We start from the raw sequence: 23,337 nt of genomic DNA, 5'->3' as shown, positions 1-23,337 counted from the left end.
GCCGCCTGCGTCATCCGCCTCGTGGCGGAAGCTGGTTGGCTCCGGCGCTACGGAGTATCTGTTGAGCGGACAGGATCGACCCGGTTCGGCGGGCGGCATCGGCCCAAACCGACAGGCCGTGCGGCGTCTCGAACCCGATATCGCGCTCGATGCCGAGGCCGAACGGCAGCCGCACCGAGGCAATCTCGGACAGGCTGAAATAGCCGAGTTCGGGGCATCCGAAGCCAAGGTCGGCGAGGCCGAACAGGGTGTCGTCGTCGCTATCCAATTCGGTCGCCAGCCATGTCGCTGCGCCCACGGGATTGAACAGTTTCAGCACCGGCACCGGGTCGGGTTCGGGCTTCTCGTCGCGCTGGGCGGCGCGGTGGTTGATCGCGTTCGCGCGCAGCGCGAAGCGCAGGTCGGGGGTCAGGAGGATCATGCCGCAATCCTCCCTTCGACGCGCGCTTCCTGCGCCTCCCGGTGGCGGGCGAGCAGCCAGTCGGCGGCCTTGGTCGCGGCGCTGGCGGCGCGGAAGATCGCGCGGTTGTCCTCGCGCAGCACCTCCAGCCACGACCCGAGATAGTCGGCATGGCGGACGGTCGGGACGATGCCGAGCGCGGCGCAGTGGAAGGCCGAACCCATTTCCGCGACCAGTTCTTCGCGCGCGTAATCCTTGCTGCCGAAGGAATTCTTCAAGTCGCGTCCGAGCCGCTTGGGGTGGCCGGTGGCGTGGGTCAGTTCGTGCAGGCAGGTCCGGTAATAGTTGATCTGGTCGAAGAAAGCGGGCTGCGGCGGCACCTGCACGAAATCGGGGTCCGGCGCATAGAAAGCGCGGTCGCCGCCGACGCGGAAATCCACGCCCGAAGCGGCAATGACTTCCTCGGCCACCGGCACGATCTCACGTTCAGGAAGCGGCGCGGGATCGGACGCCAGCCCGGCGCGCAGCCCCTCGCACTGCGCGACATTGAAGACGGTGAACCGCTTCAAGAAGGGCACGGCGCGCGCCTCGTCGCCGTCGCGCTGGGCGCGTTCCTTCTCGGCCTCGGGGGTGAAGCGGTCGGCATAGACGACGGTCACGCCATGCTCGCCCTTGCGGACGCAGCCGCCCGCTTCCTGCGCCTGCCGGAAGGTCAGCCATGATTGCGACGGCCAGCCATGCTCGATGACCGCGCCCCACAGGATCAGGACATTGACGCCCGAATAGGTCCGGGCGGTGAGCGCGTTGCGCGGCAGGCCGGGGCCGGTCCCGCCCGTCCGTCCCCAAGGCTGGACCCATGGAAACCGCCCCGCCTCAAGCTCGGCGATGATCCGGGCAGTCACCTCGTCATAGAGGTTGGCGCGGTTCTCGGGTTGACGATCCTCGCCCGCAACCTCTCGGCGGGCACGGCGGCTGGTAGCTTTGCGCATTGCGATCCTCCATCGCCACCCAAAAAAACAGCAAGCCTCCCCGGAAGGCGGGGGTGGGCGGCGAGACGCGACCAAGAGGCCCGGCTCAGTGCCGGCGGCACCGCAGGGCGGAACGAAGTAGAGCACCCGAGCGCGAGCGAGGGTTGCCGCAGGCCGCGTCGGGCCTAGCCGGGAGCGCCGCCCGCACCCGCCGTACCGGGAGAGGCACGAGCAACGCCGCCGCGCGGGCAGCGCGGCGTCCACGGCACCGCCAGCGATCGTCACCGGATGGCCGAGACCCGGCACGGGGCTCGGCGAAGACCGCCCGCGGCGGTCTGAGTAGAGCGCGGTCGCACCCTGGTGCGAGGCGTCAAGATCAGTGTCGGAAAGCTATTGCGTCATCCGCGCATTGAACGCGACAAGTGCCGTCGCGAGTCCTTCGCTGACGATCCAGCGCGCTCGTTCGAGGTGCGATCGCCAGCAGGTCTCGGCGTCCTCGTGCGCTGTATCCAGTTGCATGAGCGCGGATGCGGCGTCGCGCCAGTCGAGCCCGGCATCATCGGCCTCGAGCAGCGCGGCGTAGAGTGCGAGGTTCCTTCTGTCATAGTCGACCACGTTCTCGCCGCTTGGTGCACGCCAGTCGATGCTGTCCATCAATGATCCTCGTCTCAAGGGACCTACTTAGCGAATAGGAACTATCGTTCCTAGCACTTTCGTTCCCATTCCGTGATCCACTTGGCATGGATCTCAAGGACGTTCTGGCCACAAATTTGCGAAGAATTCGCCATGAGAAGGGACTGACCCAGGAAGATCTAGCTGGGCTGACCGGCCTTAGCCTTCGCTACATCGGTTCTATCGAGAGAGGGCGGGTTTCCGCCAGCGTTACTGTGCTTGGAAAGCTCGCCGCCGCACTCGAAGCCGATCCGTGTAAGCTCATTATGTCGTGATCTACCCGAGTTTTGGACTTGCCCGCGTCAGCTGCATAATGTTCCGGCGTGATCCCGCTTTAACGATGTGTGGACCAGCCTGAACCATTCTCTCGCCACAGCTTATCATCCGACGGACTAGAGATTTCCGATACTCGCCATCACCTGGCCAGTCCCCCGGCCCTAGAATAAGTTCGGCGGTCTCCCGGAGGCTTGCCCCAGCCGTGCGAGCGTCTGCGGCGTGGAGCGCCCGGAGCTTGTCGGCCAGCTGAAGATGTTGATGGGTGACGACCCGCTTCCCCACGAAGGCGCGAATGACGGCAAGCTTGTCTTCGAGATGGTAATCGTCTGGCAGGTCAAAACGCAGCGAAGCCGGCCCCGCCAGTACGGTGCCTTCGATGATGTCCAGTCGAAACCACGGGCCGCCGCGATCAATCAGCACGTGTTCGCCCGCTCGACTGCGAACGACGCGGTCGACCTCTCTGAATTCGAAGGCGCGCTCTTCCCAGCCTCTGCTGAATGAGGCGCGCACCGCAAGAACGCGCGGGTCAACGTCCGCCGACCAAAGCGGCCGTACGTTTGCGCAGCTGTACCTTGGATCTTCAGCGAAAGTGCAACCCCCAGCGCGCAGTAAAGTCGGCGTCTACAGCATCCGCTTGGACCAGCGGCACCCGGAGTTTTGCATAAGCAGCGTGATATTCCGGGTCGCGACGTAGTACTTCCCAAGCGAGCGCACCGGGTCCGTACCTCAGGATCGCATCATAGGCTGCCGGGTCGGGTCCGCGAGACACGCCGCTAGTCCCGTCCGCCTCGTTGACCCCGGATGAATGCGGCGGCCAATGCGGTCTGATCCGGTCTGAGCGCGTCTATCGCCGGGAGGTAATCGGGCACGTCGTCGGCGAGGAGGATAGCAGGCGACTGCCCCTCAACATTGCCGAGGTTCGGGCGATGCTGGGCGTAGCCGACGAGCGCGGCCAAGTCCGGACTGAACCGCCGCGCGACCGCCGGTGGATAGACCAACCATTGCAGCTCGAACGGCTTCAGCCAGCCGAGACAGTAGCTGATCACGATGCCTCGACGAGGCGCGGAACCTGTGTTGCCGCCGCCGCCATGGAGCGTCGAGCCGAGGAAAATGAGCGCGTCGCCGGGCAGGACCGTGGGCACAACGCTGTCATCTTCAGGTAGCGGGCTATCCGGGTCGTCGATATGGCTGCCTGTCCACAAGCGCGTCCCGCCATTCGTCCGCGTGAAGGTTGTGAGCGGCCACATCACGTTGACGAGGTATTCGATGCCGCCTTTTGGGCCTCCCCACATATCCTGGTCTCGGTGCGGCAGCTGCGGCAGCGCACCGGGATGGATTTCGATCGCCTGGGTGAGGTTCAGGGAGATCCGCTCGCATGAGGGCAGCAGGGCCTGCTCGACGACCGCGAGCACGCGCGGGTGCATCACCAGTTGCGCAATGCCTCGGGAGCGCGTGAGCAACGAGCCGAACCGCTTGGTACGTTCGCCGTAGAAGGCGCCCTGACAAAGCGGAGTGGCCGCAAAGCGCGCATCTAGCTCGGCATCAACGCGCCCAATGAGATCGGGATCGACAGCGCGGCCGAAGATGCACCAGCCGTCGCGTGCCAGGATGGCCGCGCAGGTGTCGACGCCGGTCATGCGGCCACCCCGTTCAGCGTTTTCATATACACGCCGGTCCAGCTGAGGCGTTCGGGCGTGTCGCGATCGATCGCGATCAGGAACGCACCGATGGGGCCTCCTGCGATGCGCACGGCAGGCCCCAGCGGTTCTGCGCGCCAGCCCATCGCCAACACCTCCTTGCGGAATGCCTCGGGAATGACCCCGGTGTAGCGATCGATGCCGCGAGCGAGCGCAACGTCAACCATCGCACTGAACAAGGCATTGCGGAGGCGCCGCCGCTCATCGGCTCCGTGACGCTGCGGCAGGCACAGCCTCGAACTTTCCCAGGTGCGAGGATCAGCCGGCACCCCCAGCGGGCACAGGTGAGCGAAGAGCGTCCCGAGCATATGAGGCTCGCTCGTCGGGTAGAGCCGGATCGAAGCAGCATGCCGCCCCTCACCGTCGTCCGCGATCAGGTAAACCGCATGGCCATTGTCGAACTGATCCATTTCATATTTCCCGTCGACGACGGGCACATCCCAGCCGAACAGATCGACAAACAGCCTCTTGCGATCGGCGAACATCGATTGAAGCAAAGGCCGCTTTGCAGCCGCGAGGTGATTATCGACGACATGGATCATGAGAAGGCTCCCGAGACTGTGATGGAGCCAAGGATGCAGCTTCGCACAGCTGCCTGCAGGCCGAGTGATTACTCGGGTTGACAGCGCAATTCGTGAAGCCCGACCTCGCCGGCGAGCACCGCGCTGACGACGAGTTCGGTGCGGTCATGCGCTCCGAACATCTCCCGCGCTTCGGTGAGGTATCCGTCGACCGTCCGAGGAGACAGCGCGAGTGCTCGGGCGATTTCCTTGTTGCTGAGCCCCCGTCCGGCAAGAACGACGCAGTCGCGAGGTCGTGGATGGAGCTGGGGTGACGGGGACCGCCGATGCACTGTGCCCGAGAGGCGGCGTGCGGCCTGGAACGCAAATATGCCTGCGACCTGAACTACACCCAGTCGCCGTTCGGCAAGGTCTGGGTGCCTTGTCCCAGCAAACGTGCACGATCCAATACAATCGCCGAGCAGCACGCAGGGCACGGTGATGCCCTGGTTGAGACCAAGTGCAAGGCCAAAAGCCAGCGATGCCTTATCGCGGCGATCCAAGTCGATGTAGCGATCGAGATCGCTCCAGAGGAAAGCACTGTCGGCAAAAAGGCAGGCTCGAAGGATTGGGTCGCGACGGAAATGGCCTTCTTGGAAGAGCCTCTTTTCGACGGCTTGCGGGTAATCCTTCATGTCGATGCGACCGAAGCTGTCGTCGCTAGGTAGCGAATGATGAATCAGCGCATAGTGGCGAAAACCGAGTTCACGAGAGGCAGCCACCATCAGCGCGCAAAGTTCGCTCTCCGACGCAGTCGCACGGACCGCCGCGAGGAAGTCCTCAGCAAACTGCGATTCCGAGGCCATTGTGGATCGAGGCATTCAGCCCAGACTCGGTTGACCAATTACTCCTTTGGCATGCCCCTTGCCGTGATACTCGACGCGCCACGGCGGCGAGCGAGCTAGTCGTGCAATGCGGCGAGAAGTGCCGCACTTTCCCCGATCCGATCGAGATTCACCATTCCGGTTGCATGATAGCCGCCATCTACGTGGACGAGTTCGCCGGTCACTCCTCGACCAAGCGGCCCGATAAGGGCAATCGCCGCGCCCGCCACGTCTTCGAGCGTCGTTTGCCGTCGCAACATGCTGTTGTGCTCTGTCCAACTGACGATCGAGCGGATATCATCGATGCCGCTTGATGCGAGAGTACGGATCGGGCCCGCAGACAAAGCATTTACCGACACCCCGCGTGCACCCAAATCCGAAGCAAGATATCTGACGCTGGCCTCGAGTGCCGCCTTCGCCACGCCCATGACATTGTAGTTGGGAATAACCCGCTCTGAGCCCAGATAGGTCAAGGTGAGGATCGCCCCGCCGTCGGTCATGAGCGTCGCCGCACGCTGTGCAACGGCCACAAGACTGTAGCATGAGATGTCGAGGGTCTTTCGGAAATTGCTACGGGTCGTGTCCAGAAAAGCGCCACGCAACTCCTCCTTGTCCGAATAGGAAATGGCATGCACGAGGAAATCGAGCGGTCGGCCCTGGAGATGTGCGGCTAGAGCCTCGAATGCTTCGTCGATGGAAGTATCGTCACCGACGTCGCAGGGGATCATCGGCCAGTTCCTCTGACCGACTAGGCGCTTCAGTCGTTTCTCAACCGCCGGGTTGGCGAATGACATGATGCAGTTGCCGCCGCTTCGTTCAACGCCAAGCGCGATCGCCCAGGCGAGTGATTTCTCGTTGGCAGCACCCATGATCAACCCGGTCTTCCCGGCCATAAGCGTCGACGTGGGAATCGCTATGGTCTTGTGGGCAGTCTGCTCTGGATACGGCGATGACGACGCTCGTTTTGGCATGTCTAAGGTTTCACCAATAAAAGATAAGCCCAGAACAGGGCTGTCATGACGAGCGAGAAGCACAATGTTGCGATCGTGTCAACGGCGGCGTAAAAGTCGTCCATTGGGCGGAGCAAAACCAGGCCACTTGATCCGGGTGTTGGCGAGCGCCGGGAGGGCGTAGCCCGAGCGGGGGTCGCCAACACCCGGATTGCCGTTTCTGTCAGGGGTTGGGACGTGCTTTGCGTGCCTGGCTCTGGGCCAGGCGATAGCTCTCGCCGTTCATCTCGAGGATGCTGACGTGGTGGGTGAGCCGGTCGAGGAGCGCGCCTGTCAGGCGCTCGGAACCGAACGTCTCGGTCCATTCGTCGAACGGCAGGTTGCTGGTGATCAGCGTCGAGCCGCGTTCGTAGCGCTGTGAGATCAGCTCGAACAGCAGTTCCGCGCCGGTTTTGGAGAGGGGCACGAACCCCAGCTCATCGATGATGAGAAGCTTATAGCCGGTCATCTGCTTGTGTAAGCGCAGTAGGCGGCGTTCGTCGCGTGCCTCCATCATCTCGCTGACCAGCGCGGAAGCAGTGATGAACCCGACCGTCAGGCCCTTCTGGCAGGCCGCCAGGCCAAGACCGATCGCGACATGGGTCTTGCCGGTCCCCGACGGGCCAAGGGCGATGACGTTCTCGCGACGGGTAATCCAGTCACAACGCGCCAGTTCGAGCACCTGCATCTTGTTGAGCTTCGGAATGGCGGCAAAGTCGAAGCTGTCGAGGCTCTTGGCGGCCGGGAACCGCGCGGCCTTGATCCGGCGCTCGACCATCCGGCGTTCCCGGTCGATCAGTTCCAGTTCGACAAGCCGAGCAAGGTAGCGGACATGATCTACGCCCTCTGCTGCGCATTGCCGGGCCAGCTTGTCATGCTCGCGCAGGAAGGTTGGCAGCTTGAGCGTCTTGAGGTGGCTGGCGAGCAGCAGTTCGGGAGCTTGGCTGCTCATGCCGCTGCTCCGCCGGTCAACAGCCGCATGTACGAGCGCGCCGATGTTGTCTCCACTCTGGCCCTGGGCAGGTAGGGATAGATCGCCATGTCCAGTCGGGGCGGGCGGCGCTCCACCCGGCATAACAGGAGATGCTTCACCGCATCGAAGCCGATCGCGCCCATATCAAGGGCCTGCTTCACCGCGCCATGCAGATCGGCCAGAGCGAAGCTCTCCAGCAGGCGCAGTACCTGCACATATTCGCGCCGGCCATGCTTGCCCATGCGCGTCTCCATCAGCCGGCGCAGCGTTGTAAATACCTCGGGCAGGTCCCAGCCCTGCAATGGTGCGGCCTGATCGAGGGCATTGATCTTCTGTTCGATCAGGGGAAGGTAATGGATCGGATCGAAGATCACATCCTCGCGCTCGTAGCTGCGCACATGGCGGGCAATGATCTCGCCCCGGCAACCGATCACCACCTCGTCGACATAGCCCCTGATCCACACCTCCTGGTGGCCGAAGCGCACCGGCACCGAGTAATCGTTGGTCCGGTAACGCACCAGCGCCTGCGATGAGACCTGGCCGCTGGTCTGGTCACAGGCCTCGAAGGGGGAAGCCGGCAGTTCCTGCATCGCCGCCAGATCGCGCCGCAGCCTCTCGCCAATCGTCTCACTCTCGCCCCGCAGCCGGTCGTTCTGCCGTTTGCGGCATTGCTCCTCGAGCCACAGGTTGAACGCCTCCCATGTCGGGAACCGGGGGATCGGCACCATGAAGTTGCGCCGGCAATAGCCGACAAGGCCTTCAACGCCGCCCTTATCGTTACCCTTGCCGGGGCGGCCGTAACGATCACGGATCAGGTAGTGCGACAGGAAGGCGCTGAACAGCCTCGCGCGCAGCCGCGTCCCGTCAGGCAGGATCTTCGAGACCAGGCAGCGGTCGTTGTCGTAGACGATCGACAGCGGCACCGCGCCGAAGAACGCAAAGGCGTGGACATGGCCGTCCATCCAGGCCTCGGCAACGGCAGCCGGATAGGCGCGTACGTAGCAGGCGTCGCTGTGCGGCAGATCGAGCACGAAGAAGTGCGCCTTCTGCTCCACCCCGCCGATCTCGACCAGAGCTTCTCCAAAATCTGCCTGCCCATGGCCGGGTGCGTGTGCCAGCGGCACGAACATCTCCCGGCTGCGCTGATCCCGATCCCGGATGTAATCCTTGATGATCGTGTAGCCTCCGGTGAAGCCATGCTCTTCGCGAAGGCGATCGAACACACGCTTCGCCGTATGGCGCTGCTTGCGCGGGACCGACCGGTCCCCATCCAGCCAGCCGTCGATGATCGGTATGAACGCTTCCAGCTTCGGTCGCCGCACCGGGGCGCTGCGACGGTAACCGGGCGGCTCGGAATACGACAGCATCTTGCGGACCGTGTCGCGCGATATGTTGAAATGCTTCGCTGCCGCCCGGGCGCTCATGCCGCCCGCGCAGGCAAGACGAACCTTCAGGTAAAGTTCCACGGTGTAAATCCCTCATCCCTCCTCGCCAGCATCGCGAAAAGGGAAAAAGTGGACGACTTTTACGCCGCCCGCAGCAGCACTTCGCCGCCGCTACCGTGGTCTAATTTTGCACCGCCGTTCTCACGATCGAGCTGCGTCGCGCAGTCCGCAGTTCGTAACCGGCCCCAATATCCATGAAGAAGTGCCTGACGCCCGAAGCGAGATGTTGGAACAGGCCGAAGGTCAGCCCGATTCCCAGCAGATAGCCCAACGGCGACCCGGCAAACCGCAGGAAGGCGGAATAGGCAGCTGGGCCACTCGCCAGACTCGCGAGCCACCATAAGAACAGCGGGATGCCTACGAGCGCCATTCCGTCACCGGTCGCCCGATGCAGGATGGAAACGATGGCGTGGATCTGCCATCGCCAGTGGAACAGGTGGGGCGAGAGTGGGCGATTGCGCTTGGCCGTCATGGGCAAGACCCCGCGACTGAACTGCTATCCCGCGGAGACAGCCTGCTCATGCGGACACCAGGGCTGGTTTATTGAGGACGCCCATCGCGCGCCATACAGCGTCCGCGTCGGCAACGTGCGAAGTTCTGCTCACCCATCCAATGATCTGGTCCGGTCGGATATAGACGAGCTCGACCCCTTCGAAGCCACGTTCGTCGAGCGCGGCCGGCAGGCTCGCGATGGGAACGCCAAGAGCCCGGAGGTTCTCGCCCACATCATCACCTGCGTGCTTCCTCGCTAGCAGAAGACCCCACCTGGCGATCATCGAGTGAAGCCGCCCTGCGGGGACGCGAACGTCGGGGATCCGCTGCCCGACGAGGCCGTCGTCGGCTACGAGGATCGGTGATTTCCCGTAGTCGATAAATAGCATCGACAACCGCAGAGCCAACGCGGTGTCGTGACCCAGGGCGCGGCCGATCCAGAGATTGGAGAAAGCAAGCTTACGGACCCAGGCCGGCGCTGCCTGCATACGCTCCACCATGTCGGTCAGCGGCGCGACATCATGAGCAAACGCACTGCGCTGTTCCACGTCGTAGGAGGAAAGAAGAAGCTCTCGATCGCCGCGTCCGGAGAGGGTCGCGTCGAGCTTCCAGGCAAGATTGTGGGCGTCTCGCATGCCGCTGTTGAGCCCTTGTCCGCCCGCCGGACTGTTGAGATGCGCTGCGTCGCCTACGAGGATTACCGCTCCACGCCTGAACGTCGAGGCGCAACGCTCGTGCTTCTTGTAAGCAGAAGTCCAGATGGTCCTGCGCCACGCAGCGGGACCGAATATCTCCTCGGCAAGTTGCTGCGCATGCTTGGCTTCTTGATCCGGCCCGATCTCGGCCGGGATGTCCTGCTCGATGATGCGCCAGATGCCAGGCGCATAGCGCACGGAAACGACGAAGGATTTCGCCTGCGCGGCCATTAGCAGGCCGTCGGCGCTGTCCGCTTCAGGCGCAATCTCGACGTCAGCCAAGAATGCCCGGGTAGGATACGTCTTCCCGTCAAGTTCCAATCCGAGATGCTCACGAACGGCGCTATGGGCGCCATCCGCTCCGACAAGAAACAAGGCGTCGATCGCATGCTCGGACCCTGCCGCATCCCTGAAGCGGACCACGATAGGACGGTCGTCGCCCGGACTTTCTTCGAAACCTGTGAACTGGCAGCCGGAATGGAGCGTGATTCTTGCGTCCGATCGCACCGCGTCGAGTAGGATTGAATCCGTAACATCCTGCGGGATGGCCACGGCGAAGTTGCAGTCAGTCACGTCGTCTAGGCGATTGAAATCGAAATCGAGCAGAGTGTGTCGGTCGCTGGCGCGGCGGAGCCGGACATGGGCGTTCAGTTCGCCGCGCCTCTTGAATTCGCTGAGCACACCCACGTCGCGCAGCACCTCCATTGTCCGAGGGAAGAGGAGGACGGCGCGCGAATGGGGGTCCGGCTCCACCTTACGCTCGATGATGACCGAGCCCACCCCCCTCCGCGCGAGTGCAAGGGCAAGCGTCATACCGACCGGACCCCCGCCGACAATGGCGACATCAACTTTCGAGTCCGCAGTCGCCACGGGTATTTCGCGTCGATCCGAGGCAGAGCTTCGTAAATCCTCCACCTCAGGCTGCCTCGGCAGCCGATTTGGCAAAATCTAGGACAAAGTCGACCTGCAGAACTTTCTGGTCGTCCTCGATCAGCGGCGTGAAAATCAGGTCATCTACGATGCCGCCGGCGCAATCATCATCGACCCATTTGCCTCCAGCGAAGTAGGTCTGCGTCGTCAGGTCACGGTAACCGTCGGCGCGGAGCTTGAAGTGCACATGGGCAGGGCGCCAACTGTGTCGCCCCATCATGCTCAGCAATCCGCCGACAGGCCCCTGATCAGGGATCGTGTAAGGCACCGGCATGGTGGTGGCGACCTGAAACGAGCCGTCAGCGGCAGACCTGACGCGCCCGCGGTAGAGATCGGAAGACATGCCCTTGTGAAAGCCGGTATAGGCGCCATCCGGCGTAGAGTGCCAAATATAGACGGTTGCGCCTTCGATCGGCGTGTCGTCCGGAGCCGTCACACGTCCGCGGATCAGCAGGGGGTCACCATTGTCTTCTGGCGAGACCTTGAGAGCGCCGCTCACCCACGGCACCTCTTCGATGAAATAGGGTCCCTGGATTGCCTGGGAAGAGTTGCGGCCCCGCTTGTCCTCGGCCTTGACCACCAGATGCTCGATGAAGAGATCAACCAGCAGCGGGATTTCACGCTCGGCCTGCACGCGCGCGAGAAATTGCACGCCCTCGCGGTACTGCTCACGATCGACTTCGTTTCGCGCCAGAACGTCCGCGACGGCTTGCGCAAGCTCGTCGACAATTTTTGCCAGTCGTTCAGCATCCGACATCATACTCTCCACGGTTTTCGCGCCCGCGTGCCGCGGCGCGCTTCATCTGCCCGTGAAGCTTCGGCTTTTAGTCCAAGAAGGCCCATGCTCGCTCGTCCGGAACTCTTGGCGATCGTCTGGAGAGGTGATCTTGAGCGCCGCAATTCCGGACGGAAGTCAGCGATTCCGGACTGACGGCTCCTTCAGACGGCGCTCCTCTGCGCTAAGCCAATCAGACGCCGTAGCGGAGTGCTCGGCCAGACAAGATATCGGGAGAGGCGGATGGCGACGCGGGCCGACGACCAGCAGACACGTAACTTTGCGAAGGTCGTTCCGACCAATACCTACGGCCAGCGCTTCTGGGCCGGCGCGTCTGACCTGATCGGGCGGAAGACGCGGGCGTTGGTCGGGACACTTCCCGGTCTCGGCTTTCTTCGGGCAGGCAGCGGTACGCCAAGGCTTCAGACGCTGACGTCCAAGAGCGAATTCATGGCCTCATGGTTCAAGCAGCCTTACGGAACTCCGGACAAGCCGTCCTCGATCGAGGAGATGCCGTGGGACTATATCGAACGATATCAAGCGGAGATACCGTTCTTCGGACTGCGGGAATATTGGTACCCGGCCTTGGAATCGCACGAGCTCAACCACAACGAGCACAAAGCAGTGCGGCTGCTCGGCGACAATCTGGTCCTTTTCCGCGACAAGGATGGCTCACCCTGCGCGCTAGAGAACCGGTGCCCGCACCGGAGTGCGCTGCTCACGCTTGGCGAGGTCAATGTGTGGGAGGTCGGCACGATCACCTGCCGGTATCATGGAATGACATTCAACAAGCATGGCGACTGCGTGGCGTTTTTGTCCGATGGCCCCGACAGTCCGGCCTGCGGAAAGGTGAAAGCAACTTCCTATCCCGCTGAAGAAGTGGGGGGGATCATCTGGGTCTATATGGGCGTTGCCGATCCGAAGCCGTTTCTCGAATCAATGCCGCACGCACGGGAAGTGATGCACGAAGGCGTCCGTGTCCGGCACCGCGTGACAGTGCCCTACAGCCACCTCAACCAGTTGGATAACACCGTCGACATTACCCATGTCGGCTGTCTGCATCGGACCTGCTACCTGTTCGGCGACCAGAAGATGGGCGGCGGGATCGCCTATGAGGAGCTACCGGGCAACGGCATTCACGCCCATCTGCGCGAGACAGGTGGCCACGGCGGGTCGAAAGCGATCGACGAAATCCGCTGGTTCATGCCCAACCTGGTCCATCACGGCGAGGAGTTCATGGATGGGGGCGTACATGGGCTCTGGTTCTGGTTCGTGCCGAATGACGCTGGGTCTTTCACCGGCTGGCTGATCGGATCGATCAACGAACGCAAGGTCGGCAAGGCGCGCGCTAAGATGATCTCGGCGATCCTCGGCCGCGCGCTGACTTCGGACAGTCTGCCGGGCATGGCCTGTTTCATGGGCGGCGACGCGCCGATGCAGATGTCGCAAGGGCGCATCGTGCGCTGGGATCAGGAGCAGCTCGCACGCACCGATCGCGCGGTCCTCAAGGTGCGCAGCATGCTCAAGGCGGCTTACAAGGAAGAGCAAGCGCTGCGCGTGGCCAAGGGGCTCGATCCACTGGCGCACCGTGTTGCACGAGCCGGCTATCCGACCGCTTGAGCTTGTGGACGCGCGCATGACCCGCTCAACGATGCCGGCCAAGGTCGTGGCCAAGGAACGTGTCGCCCCTGACATCTGGTCGTTCGTTCTCGAGGCCGACGAGCGTGCTTTTGTCCCCGCAGACGCAGGCTCGCATATCGACGTCAAGCTGCGGAGCGGCTTGGTCCGCCAATACTCGCTGGTTCGCGAACCCCGCAACGGCACCTACGAGATCGCAGTTCTAAGGGAGGAACGTGGCCGGGGCGGCTCGAAGGAACTATGCGACTCGGTAGCAGTGGGCGACACATTGGAAATATCGGCGCCCCGGAACAATTTCCCGCTCGACCAGGGCCGAGCGCACTATTTGCTCGTCGGCGGTGGCATCGGGCTGACACCATTACTGGCGATGGCCAGATCACTTCACGAACAAGATCGGAAATTCGACTTTCACATCTGCGCAAGGACACCGGAGGTCCTCCCGTTCCGGGTCGAGATCGAGCACTCGGCATGGGCGGATCGGGTCCACGTGCACTACACCGGGGGCAATGCACCCGGTCGGCTGGATTTACCCGCGCTGCTGCGAGCCACGGCACCCGAAACCCAGGTCTACATTTGCGGGCCGAAACGCATGCTCGCGATTGCCGACGAGACCACCCGCGATTGGCGGGCTGGCCGTATGCGCACTGAACGCTTCACCCCCGGCGATGTCGTCGCAGCGCCCGAGGATCAGGGCAGCTTCGATGTCGTCACGGCGCGAAGCGGCAAGCGCTTTCAGGTGGCGCCCGATGTCTCGCTGCTCGACGCGCTCGAGCAAAACGGCATCGTGGTGGACAGTGCCTGTCATGAAGGCACCTGCGGCACTTGCGTCACCCCGGTTCTGTCGGGTGAACTCGTCCATCGCGACTCCTGCCTCTACGATGACGAGCGGGAAAGCGGAAAGCTTATGGCAATCTGCGTGTCGCGGGCGAAACCGGGTACCGAGCTCGTGCTCGACGTCTAATTCGCCCTAACGAAGCCGACCCTGACGATAGGCGCTGGGACTTGTGCCCATCATCCGCCTGAATGCCTTGTGGAACGAAGCGTCCGACTGATAGCCAACCCGAAAGGCCACGTCCGCGACCGACAAGTCCGCGGTCTCGAGCATCCGCGCGGCGCGCGCCATGCGGACGCGGGTCAGGTAGTCGATGGGCGGCTGGCCGACGATCGCCTTGAACCGTTCTGCGAGCACGGAGCGTGACAGGCCGCCGTGTCGCGCCAATGCGTCGAGCGACCAGTCGTGCTGCGGCTTCTCGTGGATAGCCTGCAACACGCGACGTATCTGGGGGTCCGTAGCGCCGGCGGCGGCGTTGAGCCCATCGGCCTTCAGATCGCGCAGAACATGCTCGATGAGAATGATAGCAGCGACCTCGGCAAGGCGATTGGAAATCTGGCTCCGATCGTCGCCGTCAAGGGTCGCATGGTGCCGCAGCATATCAAAGACGAGGTCAAGACGACGGTCGCCCGCCATTTCCTGCTTGGCCAGCACGACGATGTCCGGCACGATGTCGGGAAGCGGGTTGGACGACGCGGCAATGCTAGTCGCGAACACAAGGCTACCGCTGTCGTTAGATAAGGCGGCTGGCACGAACGGTGCTTCCAGTCTCTGGACACGGCAGAGGCGATGTCCGGGCACATAAATTTCGTGATCGGTTCCCTTCGGGAGGCTGCAATGTCCGCCCTCTTCGACGAGGACGGCATCCCGATTGGGGAGTTTGACCATGAGGGCGCCGGCTTCAGCGTTGTAGGCCATGGCGTTCATGTTGCCACGAACCTCATAGCGCGTGCCGGCGACGAGGCGGATCAGTCTCGCGTGGAGTGCGGTGACGCGCAACTCGGGGACACGTATCATGACCGCACTATTCGTTCCTGCTCAACCAAGCCAGTTCTCGCTCGGCGACGCGAGCGACTGCCGGCCGCTGCCGAACGGATGCCGCGTGACGGCGAAGTCGAGCAAAGCTACCTGGCGGTGCTGCGATCGCGGGCCGATCCAGCCAGCCAACGTACACCGCAAGATAAGAATCGCACAGGGTAAACCGACCGCCGATCGCCCAGCACCGATCGCCGAGCAAGGCGTCGACCTTATCGAAAATGTCATCCAGCTTTCGTCGGCCAGTTGCGGCGACGTCTGCCTGCCCTGCCTTCGTCGATGCCAATCTGTTGCTGCGGAAGATCGGCCGGAACGCGATGTGGACCGTGCTGGAAAGCAGGCTGAGCCAGGCCATCGCCTCGGCTCGCGCGAGCGATCCAGGGGGAGGCAGCAATTGCTGGCCGGGTACTAGGTCGGCGATGAACGTCTGGATCGCGATGTTTTCAGTCAGGAGCGCCGAACCGGTGTCGAGCACCGGAACGCGTCCCCAGGGGTTGCGCGCCAGATGTGTCGCTGTTTGGGTATCGCCGTTGCGCGTTCCAACGTGCTCGACCTGATATGGCAGACCCGACTCTTCGAGGGCAATCCAGCTCGCCAGGGAGCAGGAGCCGGGGCCATGGTAGAGTGTGAACACGCCAAGAGCCTCCTTCTCGTCAAGGCTTAGCGATCGCTGCGTGGATGAAGTCGACCGCGGCCCGATGGGATCGTTCGGCGGCGGCAGGGTCGTAGCCGAAGGCTCGAACTGAGTTGTAGAAGCCGTGGCCTGCTCCGGCGTGAACATGATACTCGTGCGGACGCCCTTCGGCGAATGCGTCAGCAAGCATGGCCTGCACCTCAGGTGGGATGTGAGAGTCGCTATCGCCGACATGAATCTGGACCGGGCATTTGAGGTCGCCGAGCATTTCCCGATAGGCGGGAACCTGAACCGGATAGAATGAGACGGCGGCGTCCACCAGCCCGGCATGGGCGGCGATGATCGCCTGCTTTCCACCGAGACAGAAACCAACTGCTGCCACCCTTCCGTCGCAGGAGGGATGCGCACGAAGGGACCTGACAGCCGCCGCTACGTCCGAACGGAGCCGGGCCTCGTCCAGCTTTTGCCAATAGGCGATCGCCGTGGCGCGCTCCTCGTCGGTGTATCCCAGTTCGATGCCCGGCGCGATCTGGGCGAAGAGATCGGGGACCAGAACGACGAAGCCCTCGGCTGCAAATTGATCGGCGGCGAGCCGCATCGCGTCGTTCACGCCGAAGATCTCCTGAAGGAGGACAATGCCCGGCCGCCGCGCTGCAGCGGCTCCTGAGAAATATCCACTCATAGTGCCTTCTTCGATGGGTATCTGGAAGTTGAGCATCATGGTTCTTTCCGAAAGGAGCAGGTTTCAGTCGGAGAGGAGGGGTTCGTTGACGTCCGGTTCTCCGGGTGGCGCAACCGCGATCAGGAAGGCACGGTCAAAGCAGGCCTTTATCCAAGGTTGGATGATGACGCTCTGCCGAATCCCCGCGAGGGTGAACGGATCGTTCGCGACGAACTCGTCGACTTCCGCTCGGCTCATATCCACGATGTAGTTTCCGCCCTGCACCGTCTTTCCGTCGTGCGCGAAGGTTGCGCCCGCTGCGAGAATCCGATTCGCGCGCGCCTTGATATAGGCGCGATGCTGCTCGACGACGGGCGCCCGGTCCGGCGCGCTGCCGGGTCGATCGGTGATGAAGATCGAATGATACATGAAATCTCCCACTAGCTCGGGCGCGTGAAGTGGCGGACTTTGTCGGGATCGAAATCGAATCCTGTGCCGGGTCCAAGGGGAATCTTGATCTGGAAATCGCCGTATTCTGCGGGCGAGGTCGTCAAGTCTTCAGCCAGCAAGCGTGGCCCGATCAACTCGCATCCCCATGGTAATTCGGCGAGCGCGGAGAAGAGCTGGAGCCCGGCACCGGTGCCGTACGAGCTTTCTAGCGCCATTCCTCCGTAAAGAGGAATGCCCGCCGCCTCGGCGGTCGCCGCAGCCTTGTAGGCACGGCGGAGGCCTCCGCCTTTGGCAATCTTGACGGCATAAACGCTGGTCGCGCCGCGAACGAACGCATCGTAGGCATCATGAAAGTCCCAGAGGCTCTCGTCTGCGAGCAACGGAATGTCGAGGCGGCCTGCAATCCTGGCCATGCCTGCAACGTTCCAGCTGGCGATCGGCTGTTCGATCAAGGTAAACCCTGCATCCTGGAGACGCGGAAGTAGTCTACGGGCGGTGGGCTCGTCCCACGCTTGATTGAGATCGACCGTGCAGCGCGCTTCGGCTGACAAACTATGGATCGCTTCCGCCGTACGGATCGCACGCTGCGTCTCCACTTCCGGATCGCCCTTGCCGATCTTGATCTTGAACGTCCGATGTCGTCGCTCGGACAATTGTCGCTGGGCGTCCTCGACGTCGGCTTCGTACGCGGCGGTCGCCAAGGCCCACAGTACGGGAATGCTGGTCCGAACGGCTCCGCCGTAGAAAGCGCTGATTGGTACGTTCACTGCTCGGGCGGCTGCGTCGGACGCGGCCATGTCGATCGCCGCCTTGGCAAAATGATTTCCGCCGGCCGACCGGTCCATCGCGCTCAGCAGGCTTTCATGCGCGAAGATACTCAATCCAATAACCGCGGGCGCTAGATAGCGATCGATGATGACCTTGATCGTCTCCGCACATTCGCCGCCCCAGAAGGCGGTTCCGCCGGGCGTCCCGCCTTCGCCGTAACCGATAGCTCCATCGGCGGTGCGGAGCGTGACAATGACAAGACTTTGCGTCGCGTGCGTGCCCGAGGCATGGAAATGGGGGCGCTTGAGCGGCAGGTCGACGATAACCGTCTCGATCGCATCGATCCTGCCTGTTTTCTGCGTTGAGGTGATCGGCTCTTCGGTGGCGAGGTCGGTCACGGGAAGCATAAGGAGAATTCTCCGATTGCAGCTGGCTGTCAGCGGGCAAGTCGCCCTGATTGAAGGTCGATCGTCGTGAGATCTCGTGCGACGAGGATGCCACCGCCGAACCACCGGGCGATCTGAGTGGACAAGCGGTTGTCCGACTCGTCGCTCGGTTGCGTCACGCCCGGCGAAATGTGCGAGACGACCAGCAGTCGGGGGGCGATCGTTGTGGCCATTTTTCCCAGCGCTTGAGCGTCCAAGTGGCCAGTCGCCATCCGCGTCCGCAGTCCCGGCAGGTCATCGCGCTTCACGTGCATCGAGCGCTCGACGATATCCATCGCAGCATCGACGTCGACGACCTCTGCGACCATGAGTCTGACGCCGCGTCCCAAGGCCTCGACGGCGGGGGACGGGCCGGTGTCGCCCGTGAACAGGGCGGACCATCCCGGCGCATCAATCCGATACGCAAGAGACAACGGCCTCTCCACGTCCAGCACTTGGTCCGCGTCGAGATGGCTGTTCCGTGCGAAGGCGATCTTTAGGCTCGGAAAAACCGGTAAGGTAACTCGCTGCTCAGGGTCGGCGCCGCACTCCGTGACGGTAACCATCGAGGCTATCGCCGGAGCATTGGCCCCGAGCGCTCGTGAGGCTTTGACAATCGGTCCACCCGCTCGCGCGAGCGCGTCGACCATAGCTCGGGTTCCGGGAGGGCCCACGATTTCGAGTTGACCCTGCGCCCGCATGACCCAGCGGTGCAAGAGCAAGCTCCACAAGGCAGCGACATGGTCAGTATGCAGGTGGGTTATGAGGATCGCCTTGATCCTGTCCGGCCCGAAACCGGCCTCTGTCATGCGCTCGACGCTTCCTTCGCCGGCGTCGACCAGGAGAATCCCCTCCGGCAACACGATCGCCGACGCGCTCTGCGCGCGCGCGACGCGAAGCAGGGGGCCTCCGCCCGTTCCTAGCAAAATCAGCTGCGGACCAAGTGTCGGCGTTGGCGCCGGGACTGGTTGAGCGACTGCCGCAGCGGCCAGCATTGCCCCCGGCATCAGGATGGCGCTCAGGGCCGCTGCAAACCTCACTTTCAGAATTCCTTCTTCACAGTGAGGAAGACAGTCCTGCCTTCGGTCAGCAGGACGCCCCGTGGGTTGAGCGCGGGCAATGCCAGGCTGAGCAGTGTAGGGTTCGAGAAGATGCGGATGTTCTGTTTGTCGAGGATGTTGCGGCCACTGACAGCGAATTCGAGTTTCTGTGCTGGCAGGCTGAAGGCGACGCGCAGGTCGACGGTCGCATAAGGGCGCCCATTGTCGGCGGGATCATTCGACGCATCAAATGACATGCGATCTGTATAATTGACCTGCAGATGAGTATTTAGAACTAGGTTCGGCGACAGATCGAACTTACCGTCGATATAGCCATTGCCCGACCATTCCGGGGCGAACGGTAGCCGGTTTCCGGTGTAGTTGACGTTGCGGCTGGGAAACTCGAACCGATCGTATTTTGCATCAAGATACGCAACGTTTCCGCCGATCTTGATCTGCTCGAACGGGTTGAAGAAGCCTTCAACCTCGAATCCCGCGCTGTGGGCTCGCTGGGCATTGTAATCCTCGAAGCCGAGGATAGCGATGTTGAGGACTTGATTCTGAAGACCGGTCAGCTTGTTGTAGAAAATCGAGCCATTGAGCTGGCCTTTGCCGCCGGCGAAGGTGGTCTTGAAGCCGCCCTCGAAGTTCAGCGCACGCTCCTCGCCATATTGAATGGCGCTGGGCGATACTGGCATGGTGAGAGCGCGAGGGAAGAATTCGAACCCGCCCGCCTTCGTGCCGCGCGCAACCGAGGCGTAGATGAGTAGACCGCGGGCGGCGTTCCATTCAATCGTTCCGGAGGGATCGAAGCTGCTTTCGGACCGCGTCAGGTCTTGCGGAAACGCGGCGAGCGGATTGGTCGGGAAATGGTCGGCGTCGAGTACGGCGATCTGGAGGGGATCAAGTGTCCGTGAGACGGTCGATGCATAATCCTTCTTCTCATGCGTGAAGCGAGCCCCGGCAGAGAGGTGGAGCTTGTCGGTGATGTTCCAGGTGAGCTTGCCGAAAGCGGAATAGGCGTCGCTCGACTGGTCGACTTGAATATAGTCGCCGACGAGTATGGGAAGGGCTTGGGCGACAGTCTGGTTCACGCGGTGGCGAGCGTGGATGAAAAGGCCGCCCACGACATATTCGAACCTATTCCCGGTCGGCGACAGCAGCCGCAGCTCCTGCGATATCTGATGGAAATCTTCGCCAGTACTGGAGGTCGCGATGCCGATCGCGCTCCGGTCGAGACCGTCCTGGTTTTGCGAGGTGAAAGCCGAATAGCCCGTCGTCGCTTCCAGCTTGTGCTCGCCGAGCATCAGGTCGGTCACTAGAACGGCATTGTACGCATCGCTATTGTCGAAGTCCGAGCCGGGCGGGAAGGCAGCAGCGAACGGTCCATTGATGGCCCCCGACGAGAGCCGCTGGTCCTCGACGCATTCTACTGTCGCGCCCGCGAAGCTGACCTGAGTCGCTCCGGGAGCAGCGCAGGCAAGCTGGAAACGCCGGTCCGCGTTGCGCTTGGCATATTCACCTTTCAGGTAGAAGGACAGATTGGACGTCGCGTCCCATTCGAGGCCGCCTCTGATGCCGAATTCGTCCGCGCCGCCGACGGGCTTGTTCGCACTCGTATCATACAGATAGTCTCCCTTGCGCGACCCATGGACGGAAAGTCGCGCGCGAAGTGTCGACGTGAGTGGTCCGGAGACGATGCCCTCGGCGATATAACCGCCATTCTGCACCTCATAGCCACCGTTGATTCTGGCGTAGAATTCGCGCGTGGGGCGAGCAGAAACGATGCTGATCGCTCCTGCTGTCGCATTCTTGCCGAAAAAGATCGCTTGCGGCCCTTTCACGACTTCGACGCGCGCGAGGTCGAAGAATGGTAGGACGAACTGACCGCCGCGGCCGCCGAAGACGCCATCCACGAAGAGAGGCGCCGATTGCTCATAGCCGATGTTGCCGCCGGTGGAGCCAAGTCCGCGAATGGCTACGGTCCGCTGAAAAGGGGACTCCGCGAGCGTTACGCTGCCGAGTTGAGGCGTGAGCGACTCCAGGTCGAGGATCACGCGCTGCTGAAATGTCTTCCCCTCGATCGCTGCGATGGCGATCGGCACTTTTTGAAGCGACTGGGCCCGGCCTTGCGCGGTCACGACAATGTCCTGCGTGGTCGCGTTTTGTGCGTCGGTTGCAGCGACCGCCGGCTGGGCAGCATCTGCTGTCTGCGCCGAAACCGCGGAAGGAAACGCACATAAGGATATCGCGGCGGTCGTCGACAAAATGATCCTTTGAATTTTCATGGTCCTCTCCCCTCGGCGCCGGCTCCTCGGCGGAAGACGGTCGGTCACCTTCTTTGGGCAGTGACTTTGCAAAAGAAAAATACCATTGATTGCGGCAACCGATACCCGATCGGTATGGAGGCCTCATGGAATTCCGGCAGCTGCGCTATTTCCTGGCAGTGGCAGAGGAGGCGAACCTGACAGCAGCGTCGCGCCGCCTTCATGTCTCCCAACCGCCAATCACCCGTCAGATCAGGCAGCTCGAGGAGGAACTGGGCGTCATTCTGTTCCTTCGGTCGTCCAAGGGCGTGACGTTGACGCCGGCTGGGGCGAGTTTTCTTGCCGAGGCGCGGCGGCTCGTCGCCTTGTCACAGAACGCGATCGACCGTTGTCGGGCTGCCGATCGAGGCGAGATCGGACATCTCGACGTGGGCTACTTCGGTTCAACGATCCACACGGTGGTGCCTACGACCATTCGTCGGTTCATGGACCGATACCCGGAGGTTGCGGTGCGCATTCACCGCGCTGGGAAAGCCGAGCAAATCGCTCGCCTGCGCGACGGCCGGCTTGGAATCGGCTTTGCAAGGTTCTTCCCCATTGAACCCGATCTAGCGTCGGTGCGGCTGGCAGACGAACCATTGTGGCTTGCTCAAGCGAGCAACAAAGGAGTGGCAGAACCCGCCACCCCGTGTTCGATCGCCGAGCTGGACGGACGTCCCATGGTCCTCTTTCCTCAGGGCGATCGGCCGAGCTTTGCGGACCATGTCCTCGCTCTGCTGAGCAGCAACGCAGTGTCGCCGTCCGACATCACAATGGCAGAAGACGTGTTCGTCGCGCTGACGATGACCATGGTTAGCGGCGCTCTTTGTGTTGTGCCCGAGTCGGTTGCGCGGCTCCAATGGCCCGAGTTGTCCTTTCGGCCGATCGGCGGGGCGGAAGCGTCCGCGCCGGTCAGTTGCCTCTTCCTCAAGGCCCGGCGCTCTCCGGTCGTAGACGCTTTCCTTGCCTGCATAGATGAAAATCCGATACTCGATCGGTATGGTAAGATAGAATAATCGGTATTTGACGGTATCGCGTCCGCGCGCCACCTGCTGTTGCTTACGAATTACTGGAGCAAGCGGGTCAATGACGGGTGGAGGCTGGGATCGCGAAGGGCTGAGCCGCGTGAAGCGGGGGGATGCTCGTGGTTGAATCCGCTCGACCCATGTCATTGCCCGAGGCCATTTCGGCCTTTGTCGAAGACGGCATGACCGTTGCGCTTGAAGGGTTCACGCACCTCATTCCTTATGCAGCGGGGCATGAGATCATCCGTCAGGGACGGCACGATCTGTCGCTGGTGCGGATGACGCCGGATATTCTTTACGACCAGATGATCGGCGCTGGGTGTGCGCGCAAGCTGACCTTCTCTTGGGGCGGCAATCCTGGCGTGGGGTCGCTGCATCGCTTCCGCGACGCGGTCGAGCGGGGATGGCCGGCGCCGCTCGAGATCGAGGAACATGCCCATGCCGGCATGGCGGCTGCTTATGCGGCGGGCGCGGCGCGGATGCCGTTCGGCCTGTGCCGCGGCTATCTCGGCACCGACCTGATGTCGGTCAACCCCAATATCCGGCTGGTTACCTGCCCCTTCACGGATGAAGCCATCCCGGCGGTGCCGGCAATCAACCCTGACGTCGCCATCATCCACGCGCAGAAGGCGGACCGGCACGGTAATGTCCTCATCGCAGGCATCGTCGGCGTGCAGAAGGAAGCGGTGATGGCGAGCCGCCATGCGATCGTCACCGTCGAGGAGATCGTCGATGATCTTGGCGACACGATGAACCGACTGGTTTTGCCGCACTGGATCCTGTCGGCGATCTGCCTGGTCCCGGGCGGTGCGCGGCCGTCCTATGCG

General features: G+C 62.6%; 26 protein-coding genes. 6 read left to right on the top strand and 20 right to left on the bottom strand.

Going from position 1 to position 23,337, the window contains the following annotated elements; translation table 11 throughout:
- Positions 1–10 precede the first annotated feature (10 nt).
- The 3 genes from KAY22_RS06995 to KAY22_RS06985 all read right to left on the bottom strand — a co-directional run bounded on the left by KAY22_RS06995 (position 11) and on the right by KAY22_RS06985 (position 2,022).
- A complete protein-coding gene (locus tag KAY22_RS06995) occupies positions 11–421 on the bottom strand; it encodes a DUF2958 domain-containing protein (protein ID WP_029994287.1) in 411 nt (136 codons plus the stop codon).
- Complete coding sequence (locus KAY22_RS06990) at positions 418–1,389, bottom strand: zincin-like metallopeptidase domain-containing protein (protein WP_029994288.1); 972 nt, start codon at positions 1,387–1,389, stop codon at positions 418–420. The genes KAY22_RS06995 and KAY22_RS06990 overlap by 4 nt, the downstream gene beginning before the upstream one ends.
- A 369-nt stretch (positions 1,390–1,758) precedes the next feature.
- Complete coding sequence (locus tag KAY22_RS06985) at positions 1,759–2,022, bottom strand: hypothetical protein (protein WP_029994290.1); 264 nt, start codon at positions 2,020–2,022, stop codon at positions 1,759–1,761.
- An 86-nt stretch (positions 2,023–2,108) separates the two neighbouring features.
- Between KAY22_RS06985 and KAY22_RS06980 the strand changes: the two genes are divergently transcribed.
- Together KAY22_RS06980 and KAY22_RS06975 are read left to right on the top strand one after the other, a co-directional pair.
- A complete protein-coding gene (locus KAY22_RS06980) occupies positions 2,109–2,315 on the top strand; it encodes a helix-turn-helix transcriptional regulator (RefSeq protein WP_003039747.1) in 207 nt (68 codons plus the stop codon).
- Between the two features lie 259 nt (positions 2,316–2,574).
- Positions 2,575–2,817 carry a hypothetical protein gene (locus tag KAY22_RS06975; protein WP_161628996.1) on the top strand — a complete coding sequence of 81 codons (243 nt, stop codon included), beginning with the start codon at positions 2,575–2,577 and terminating at the stop codon, positions 2,815–2,817.
- Positions 2,818–2,896: 79 nt separating this feature from the next.
- Here KAY22_RS06975 and KAY22_RS27915 read toward each other — a convergent pair whose 3' ends face one another.
- The 10 genes from KAY22_RS27915 to KAY22_RS06930 form a co-directional block, all read right to left on the bottom strand.
- Complete coding sequence (locus tag KAY22_RS27915) at positions 2,897–3,085, bottom strand: DUF6499 domain-containing protein (RefSeq protein ID WP_366514071.1); 189 nt, start codon at positions 3,083–3,085, stop codon at positions 2,897–2,899.
- A gap of 4 nt (positions 3,086–3,089) precedes the next feature.
- A complete protein-coding gene (locus KAY22_RS06970; protein WP_029994292.1) occupies positions 3,090–3,953 on the bottom strand; it encodes a phytanoyl-CoA dioxygenase family protein in 864 nt (287 codons plus the stop codon).
- Positions 3,950–4,555 (bottom strand): acyl-homoserine-lactone synthase, encoded by a 606-nt coding sequence (locus tag KAY22_RS06965; protein WP_029994293.1) that lies wholly within the window; start codon positions 4,553–4,555, stop codon positions 3,950–3,952. The genes KAY22_RS06970 and KAY22_RS06965 overlap by 4 nt, the downstream gene beginning before the upstream one ends.
- A 68-nt stretch (positions 4,556–4,623) precedes the next feature.
- A complete protein-coding gene (locus KAY22_RS06960; protein WP_081663732.1) occupies positions 4,624–5,379 on the bottom strand; it encodes a LuxR family transcriptional regulator in 756 nt (251 codons plus the stop codon).
- 95 nt (positions 5,380–5,474) lie between these two features.
- The gene (locus KAY22_RS06955) at positions 5,475–6,431 is read right to left on the bottom strand and encodes an enoyl-ACP reductase (RefSeq protein ID WP_366514070.1); all 957 of its coding nucleotides are present in this window, start codon (positions 6,429–6,431) and stop codon (positions 5,475–5,477) included.
- 139 nt (positions 6,432–6,570) lie between these two features.
- Positions 6,571–7,338 (bottom strand): IS21-like element helper ATPase IstB, encoded by a 768-nt coding sequence (gene istB / locus KAY22_RS06950; RefSeq protein ID WP_048578302.1) that lies wholly within the window; start codon positions 7,336–7,338, stop codon positions 6,571–6,573.
- Positions 7,335–8,825, bottom strand: coding sequence for an IS21 family transposase (istA, locus tag KAY22_RS06945; protein WP_081261070.1), 1,491 nt, complete (start codon positions 8,823–8,825; stop codon positions 7,335–7,337). Before istA ends, istB begins: the two co-directional genes overlap by 4 nt.
- A gap of 100 nt (positions 8,826–8,925) precedes the next feature.
- Positions 8,926–9,276: a succinate dehydrogenase, cytochrome b556 subunit gene (gene sdhC / locus KAY22_RS06940; protein WP_296621548.1), complete on the bottom strand. Its 351-nt coding sequence runs from the start codon at positions 9,274–9,276 to the stop codon at positions 8,926–8,928.
- A gap of 46 nt (positions 9,277–9,322) precedes the next feature.
- Positions 9,323–10,861 (bottom strand): FAD-dependent monooxygenase, encoded by a 1,539-nt coding sequence (locus KAY22_RS06935; protein ID WP_152523623.1) that lies wholly within the window; start codon positions 10,859–10,861, stop codon positions 9,323–9,325.
- 46 nt (positions 10,862–10,907) lie between these two features.
- A complete protein-coding gene (locus KAY22_RS06930; protein WP_029994301.1) occupies positions 10,908–11,681 on the bottom strand; it encodes a dioxygenase in 774 nt (257 codons plus the stop codon).
- Between the two features lie 258 nt (positions 11,682–11,939).
- On the opposite strand from KAY22_RS06930, the gene KAY22_RS06925 reads away from it, so the two are divergent.
- Entirely contained in the window at positions 11,940–13,316 is a 1,377-nt protein-coding gene (locus KAY22_RS06925; RefSeq protein WP_029994302.1) for a Rieske 2Fe-2S domain-containing protein, read from the top strand.
- 16 nt (positions 13,317–13,332) lie between these two features.
- Positions 13,333–14,295 carry a PDR/VanB family oxidoreductase gene (locus KAY22_RS06920; protein ID WP_029994303.1) on the top strand — a complete coding sequence of 321 codons (963 nt, stop codon included), beginning with the start codon at positions 13,333–13,335 and terminating at the stop codon, positions 14,293–14,295.
- 6 nt (positions 14,296–14,301) lie between these two features.
- Here KAY22_RS06920 and KAY22_RS06915 read toward each other — a convergent pair whose 3' ends face one another.
- The 7 genes from KAY22_RS06915 to KAY22_RS06885 are packed head-to-tail and all read right to left on the bottom strand — an operon-like array spanning position 14,302 to position 21,467.
- Positions 14,302–15,165 (bottom strand): AraC family transcriptional regulator, encoded by an 864-nt coding sequence (locus tag KAY22_RS06915; RefSeq protein ID WP_235053955.1) that lies wholly within the window; start codon positions 15,163–15,165, stop codon positions 14,302–14,304.
- A gap of 25 nt (positions 15,166–15,190) precedes the next feature.
- The gene (locus KAY22_RS06910) at positions 15,191–15,835 is read right to left on the bottom strand and encodes a glutathione S-transferase N-terminal domain-containing protein (RefSeq protein WP_029994305.1); all 645 of its coding nucleotides are present in this window, start codon (positions 15,833–15,835) and stop codon (positions 15,191–15,193) included.
- Positions 15,836–15,854: 19 nt separating this feature from the next.
- Positions 15,855–16,556, bottom strand: coding sequence for a dienelactone hydrolase family protein (locus KAY22_RS06905; RefSeq protein ID WP_235053957.1), 702 nt, complete (start codon positions 16,554–16,556; stop codon positions 15,855–15,857).
- A gap of 24 nt (positions 16,557–16,580) precedes the next feature.
- Positions 16,581–16,925, bottom strand: a complete 345-nt coding sequence (locus tag KAY22_RS06900; protein ID WP_296621535.1) for a YciI family protein — start codon at positions 16,923–16,925, stop codon at positions 16,581–16,583.
- 11 nt (positions 16,926–16,936) lie between these two features.
- Positions 16,937–18,121 (bottom strand): muconate/chloromuconate family cycloisomerase, encoded by a 1,185-nt coding sequence (locus KAY22_RS06895; RefSeq protein ID WP_051170435.1) that lies wholly within the window; start codon positions 18,119–18,121, stop codon positions 16,937–16,939.
- Positions 18,122–18,150: 29 nt separating this feature from the next.
- The gene (locus KAY22_RS06890; RefSeq protein ID WP_051170436.1) at positions 18,151–19,179 is read right to left on the bottom strand and encodes an MBL fold metallo-hydrolase; all 1,029 of its coding nucleotides are present in this window, start codon (positions 19,177–19,179) and stop codon (positions 18,151–18,153) included.
- A 2-nt stretch (positions 19,180–19,181) separates the two neighbouring features.
- The gene (locus KAY22_RS06885; RefSeq protein ID WP_296621527.1) at positions 19,182–21,467 is read right to left on the bottom strand and encodes a TonB-dependent receptor; all 2,286 of its coding nucleotides are present in this window, start codon (positions 21,465–21,467) and stop codon (positions 19,182–19,184) included.
- Positions 21,468–21,592: 125 nt separating this feature from the next.
- Between KAY22_RS06885 and KAY22_RS06880 the strand changes: the two genes are divergently transcribed.
- Together KAY22_RS06880 and KAY22_RS06875 are read left to right on the top strand one after the other, a co-directional pair.
- The gene (locus KAY22_RS06880) at positions 21,593–22,501 is read left to right on the top strand and encodes a LysR substrate-binding domain-containing protein (protein WP_029994311.1); all 909 of its coding nucleotides are present in this window, start codon (positions 21,593–21,595) and stop codon (positions 22,499–22,501) included.
- Between the two features lie 122 nt (positions 22,502–22,623).
- Positions 22,624–23,337, top strand: a 714-nt coding sequence (locus tag KAY22_RS06875; RefSeq protein ID WP_366514069.1) for a CoA-transferase, incomplete at its 3' end; no start/stop codon positions are given.

The sequence above is a fragment of the Rhizorhabdus sp. genome (genome assembly GCF_018006725.1).
Classification (GTDB): domain Bacteria; phylum Pseudomonadota; class Alphaproteobacteria; order Sphingomonadales; family Sphingomonadaceae; genus Rhizorhabdus.
This window is presented reverse-complemented; position numbering and strand designations above follow the sequence as displayed.

Bases quoted from the DNA above. Each gene is read 5' to 3' on its own strand.
- KAY22_RS06995 (WP_029994287.1), bottom strand. From the start codon at position 421: ATGATCCTCCTGACCCCCGACCTGCGCTTCGCGCTGCGCGCGAACGCG.
- KAY22_RS06990 (WP_029994288.1), bottom strand. From the start codon at position 1,389: ATGCGCAAAGCTACCAGCCGCCGTGCCCGCCGAGAGGTTGCGGGCGAG.
- KAY22_RS06985 (WP_029994290.1), bottom strand. From the start codon at position 2,022: ATGGACAGCATCGACTGGCGTGCACCAAGCGGCGAGAACGTGGTCGAC.
- KAY22_RS06980 (WP_003039747.1), top strand. From the start codon at position 2,109: ATGGATCTCAAGGACGTTCTGGCCACAAATTTGCGAAGAATTCGCCAT.
- KAY22_RS06975 (WP_161628996.1), top strand. From the start codon at position 2,575: ATGGGTGACGACCCGCTTCCCCACGAAGGCGCGAATGACGGCAAGCTT.
- KAY22_RS06970 (WP_029994292.1), bottom strand. From the start codon at position 3,953: ATGACCGGCGTCGACACCTGCGCGGCCATCCTGGCACGCGACGGCTGG.
- KAY22_RS06965 (WP_029994293.1), bottom strand. From the start codon at position 4,555: ATGATCCATGTCGTCGATAATCACCTCGCGGCTGCAAAGCGGCCTTTG.
- KAY22_RS06960 (WP_081663732.1), bottom strand. From the start codon at position 5,379: ATGGCCTCGGAATCGCAGTTTGCTGAGGACTTCCTCGCGGCGGTCCGT.
- istB (WP_048578302.1), bottom strand. From the start codon at position 7,338: ATGAGCAGCCAAGCTCCCGAACTGCTGCTCGCCAGCCACCTCAAGACG.
- sdhC (WP_296621548.1), bottom strand. From the start codon at position 9,276: ATGACGGCCAAGCGCAATCGCCCACTCTCGCCCCACCTGTTCCACTGG.
- KAY22_RS06930 (WP_029994301.1), bottom strand. From the start codon at position 11,681: ATGATGTCGGATGCTGAACGACTGGCAAAAATTGTCGACGAGCTTGCG.
- KAY22_RS06925 (WP_029994302.1), top strand. From the start codon at position 11,940: ATGGCGACGCGGGCCGACGACCAGCAGACACGTAACTTTGCGAAGGTC.
- KAY22_RS06920 (WP_029994303.1), top strand. From the start codon at position 13,333: ATGACCCGCTCAACGATGCCGGCCAAGGTCGTGGCCAAGGAACGTGTC.
- KAY22_RS06905 (WP_235053957.1), bottom strand. From the start codon at position 16,556: ATGATGCTCAACTTCCAGATACCCATCGAAGAAGGCACTATGAGTGGA.
- KAY22_RS06900 (WP_296621535.1), bottom strand. From the start codon at position 16,925: ATGTATCATTCGATCTTCATCACCGATCGACCCGGCAGCGCGCCGGAC.
- KAY22_RS06895 (WP_051170435.1), bottom strand. From the start codon at position 18,121: ATGCTTCCCGTGACCGACCTCGCCACCGAAGAGCCGATCACCTCAACG.
- KAY22_RS06885 (WP_296621527.1), bottom strand. From the start codon at position 21,467: ATGAAAATTCAAAGGATCATTTTGTCGACGACCGCCGCGATATCCTTA.
- KAY22_RS06880 (WP_029994311.1), top strand. From the start codon at position 21,593: ATGGAATTCCGGCAGCTGCGCTATTTCCTGGCAGTGGCAGAGGAGGCG.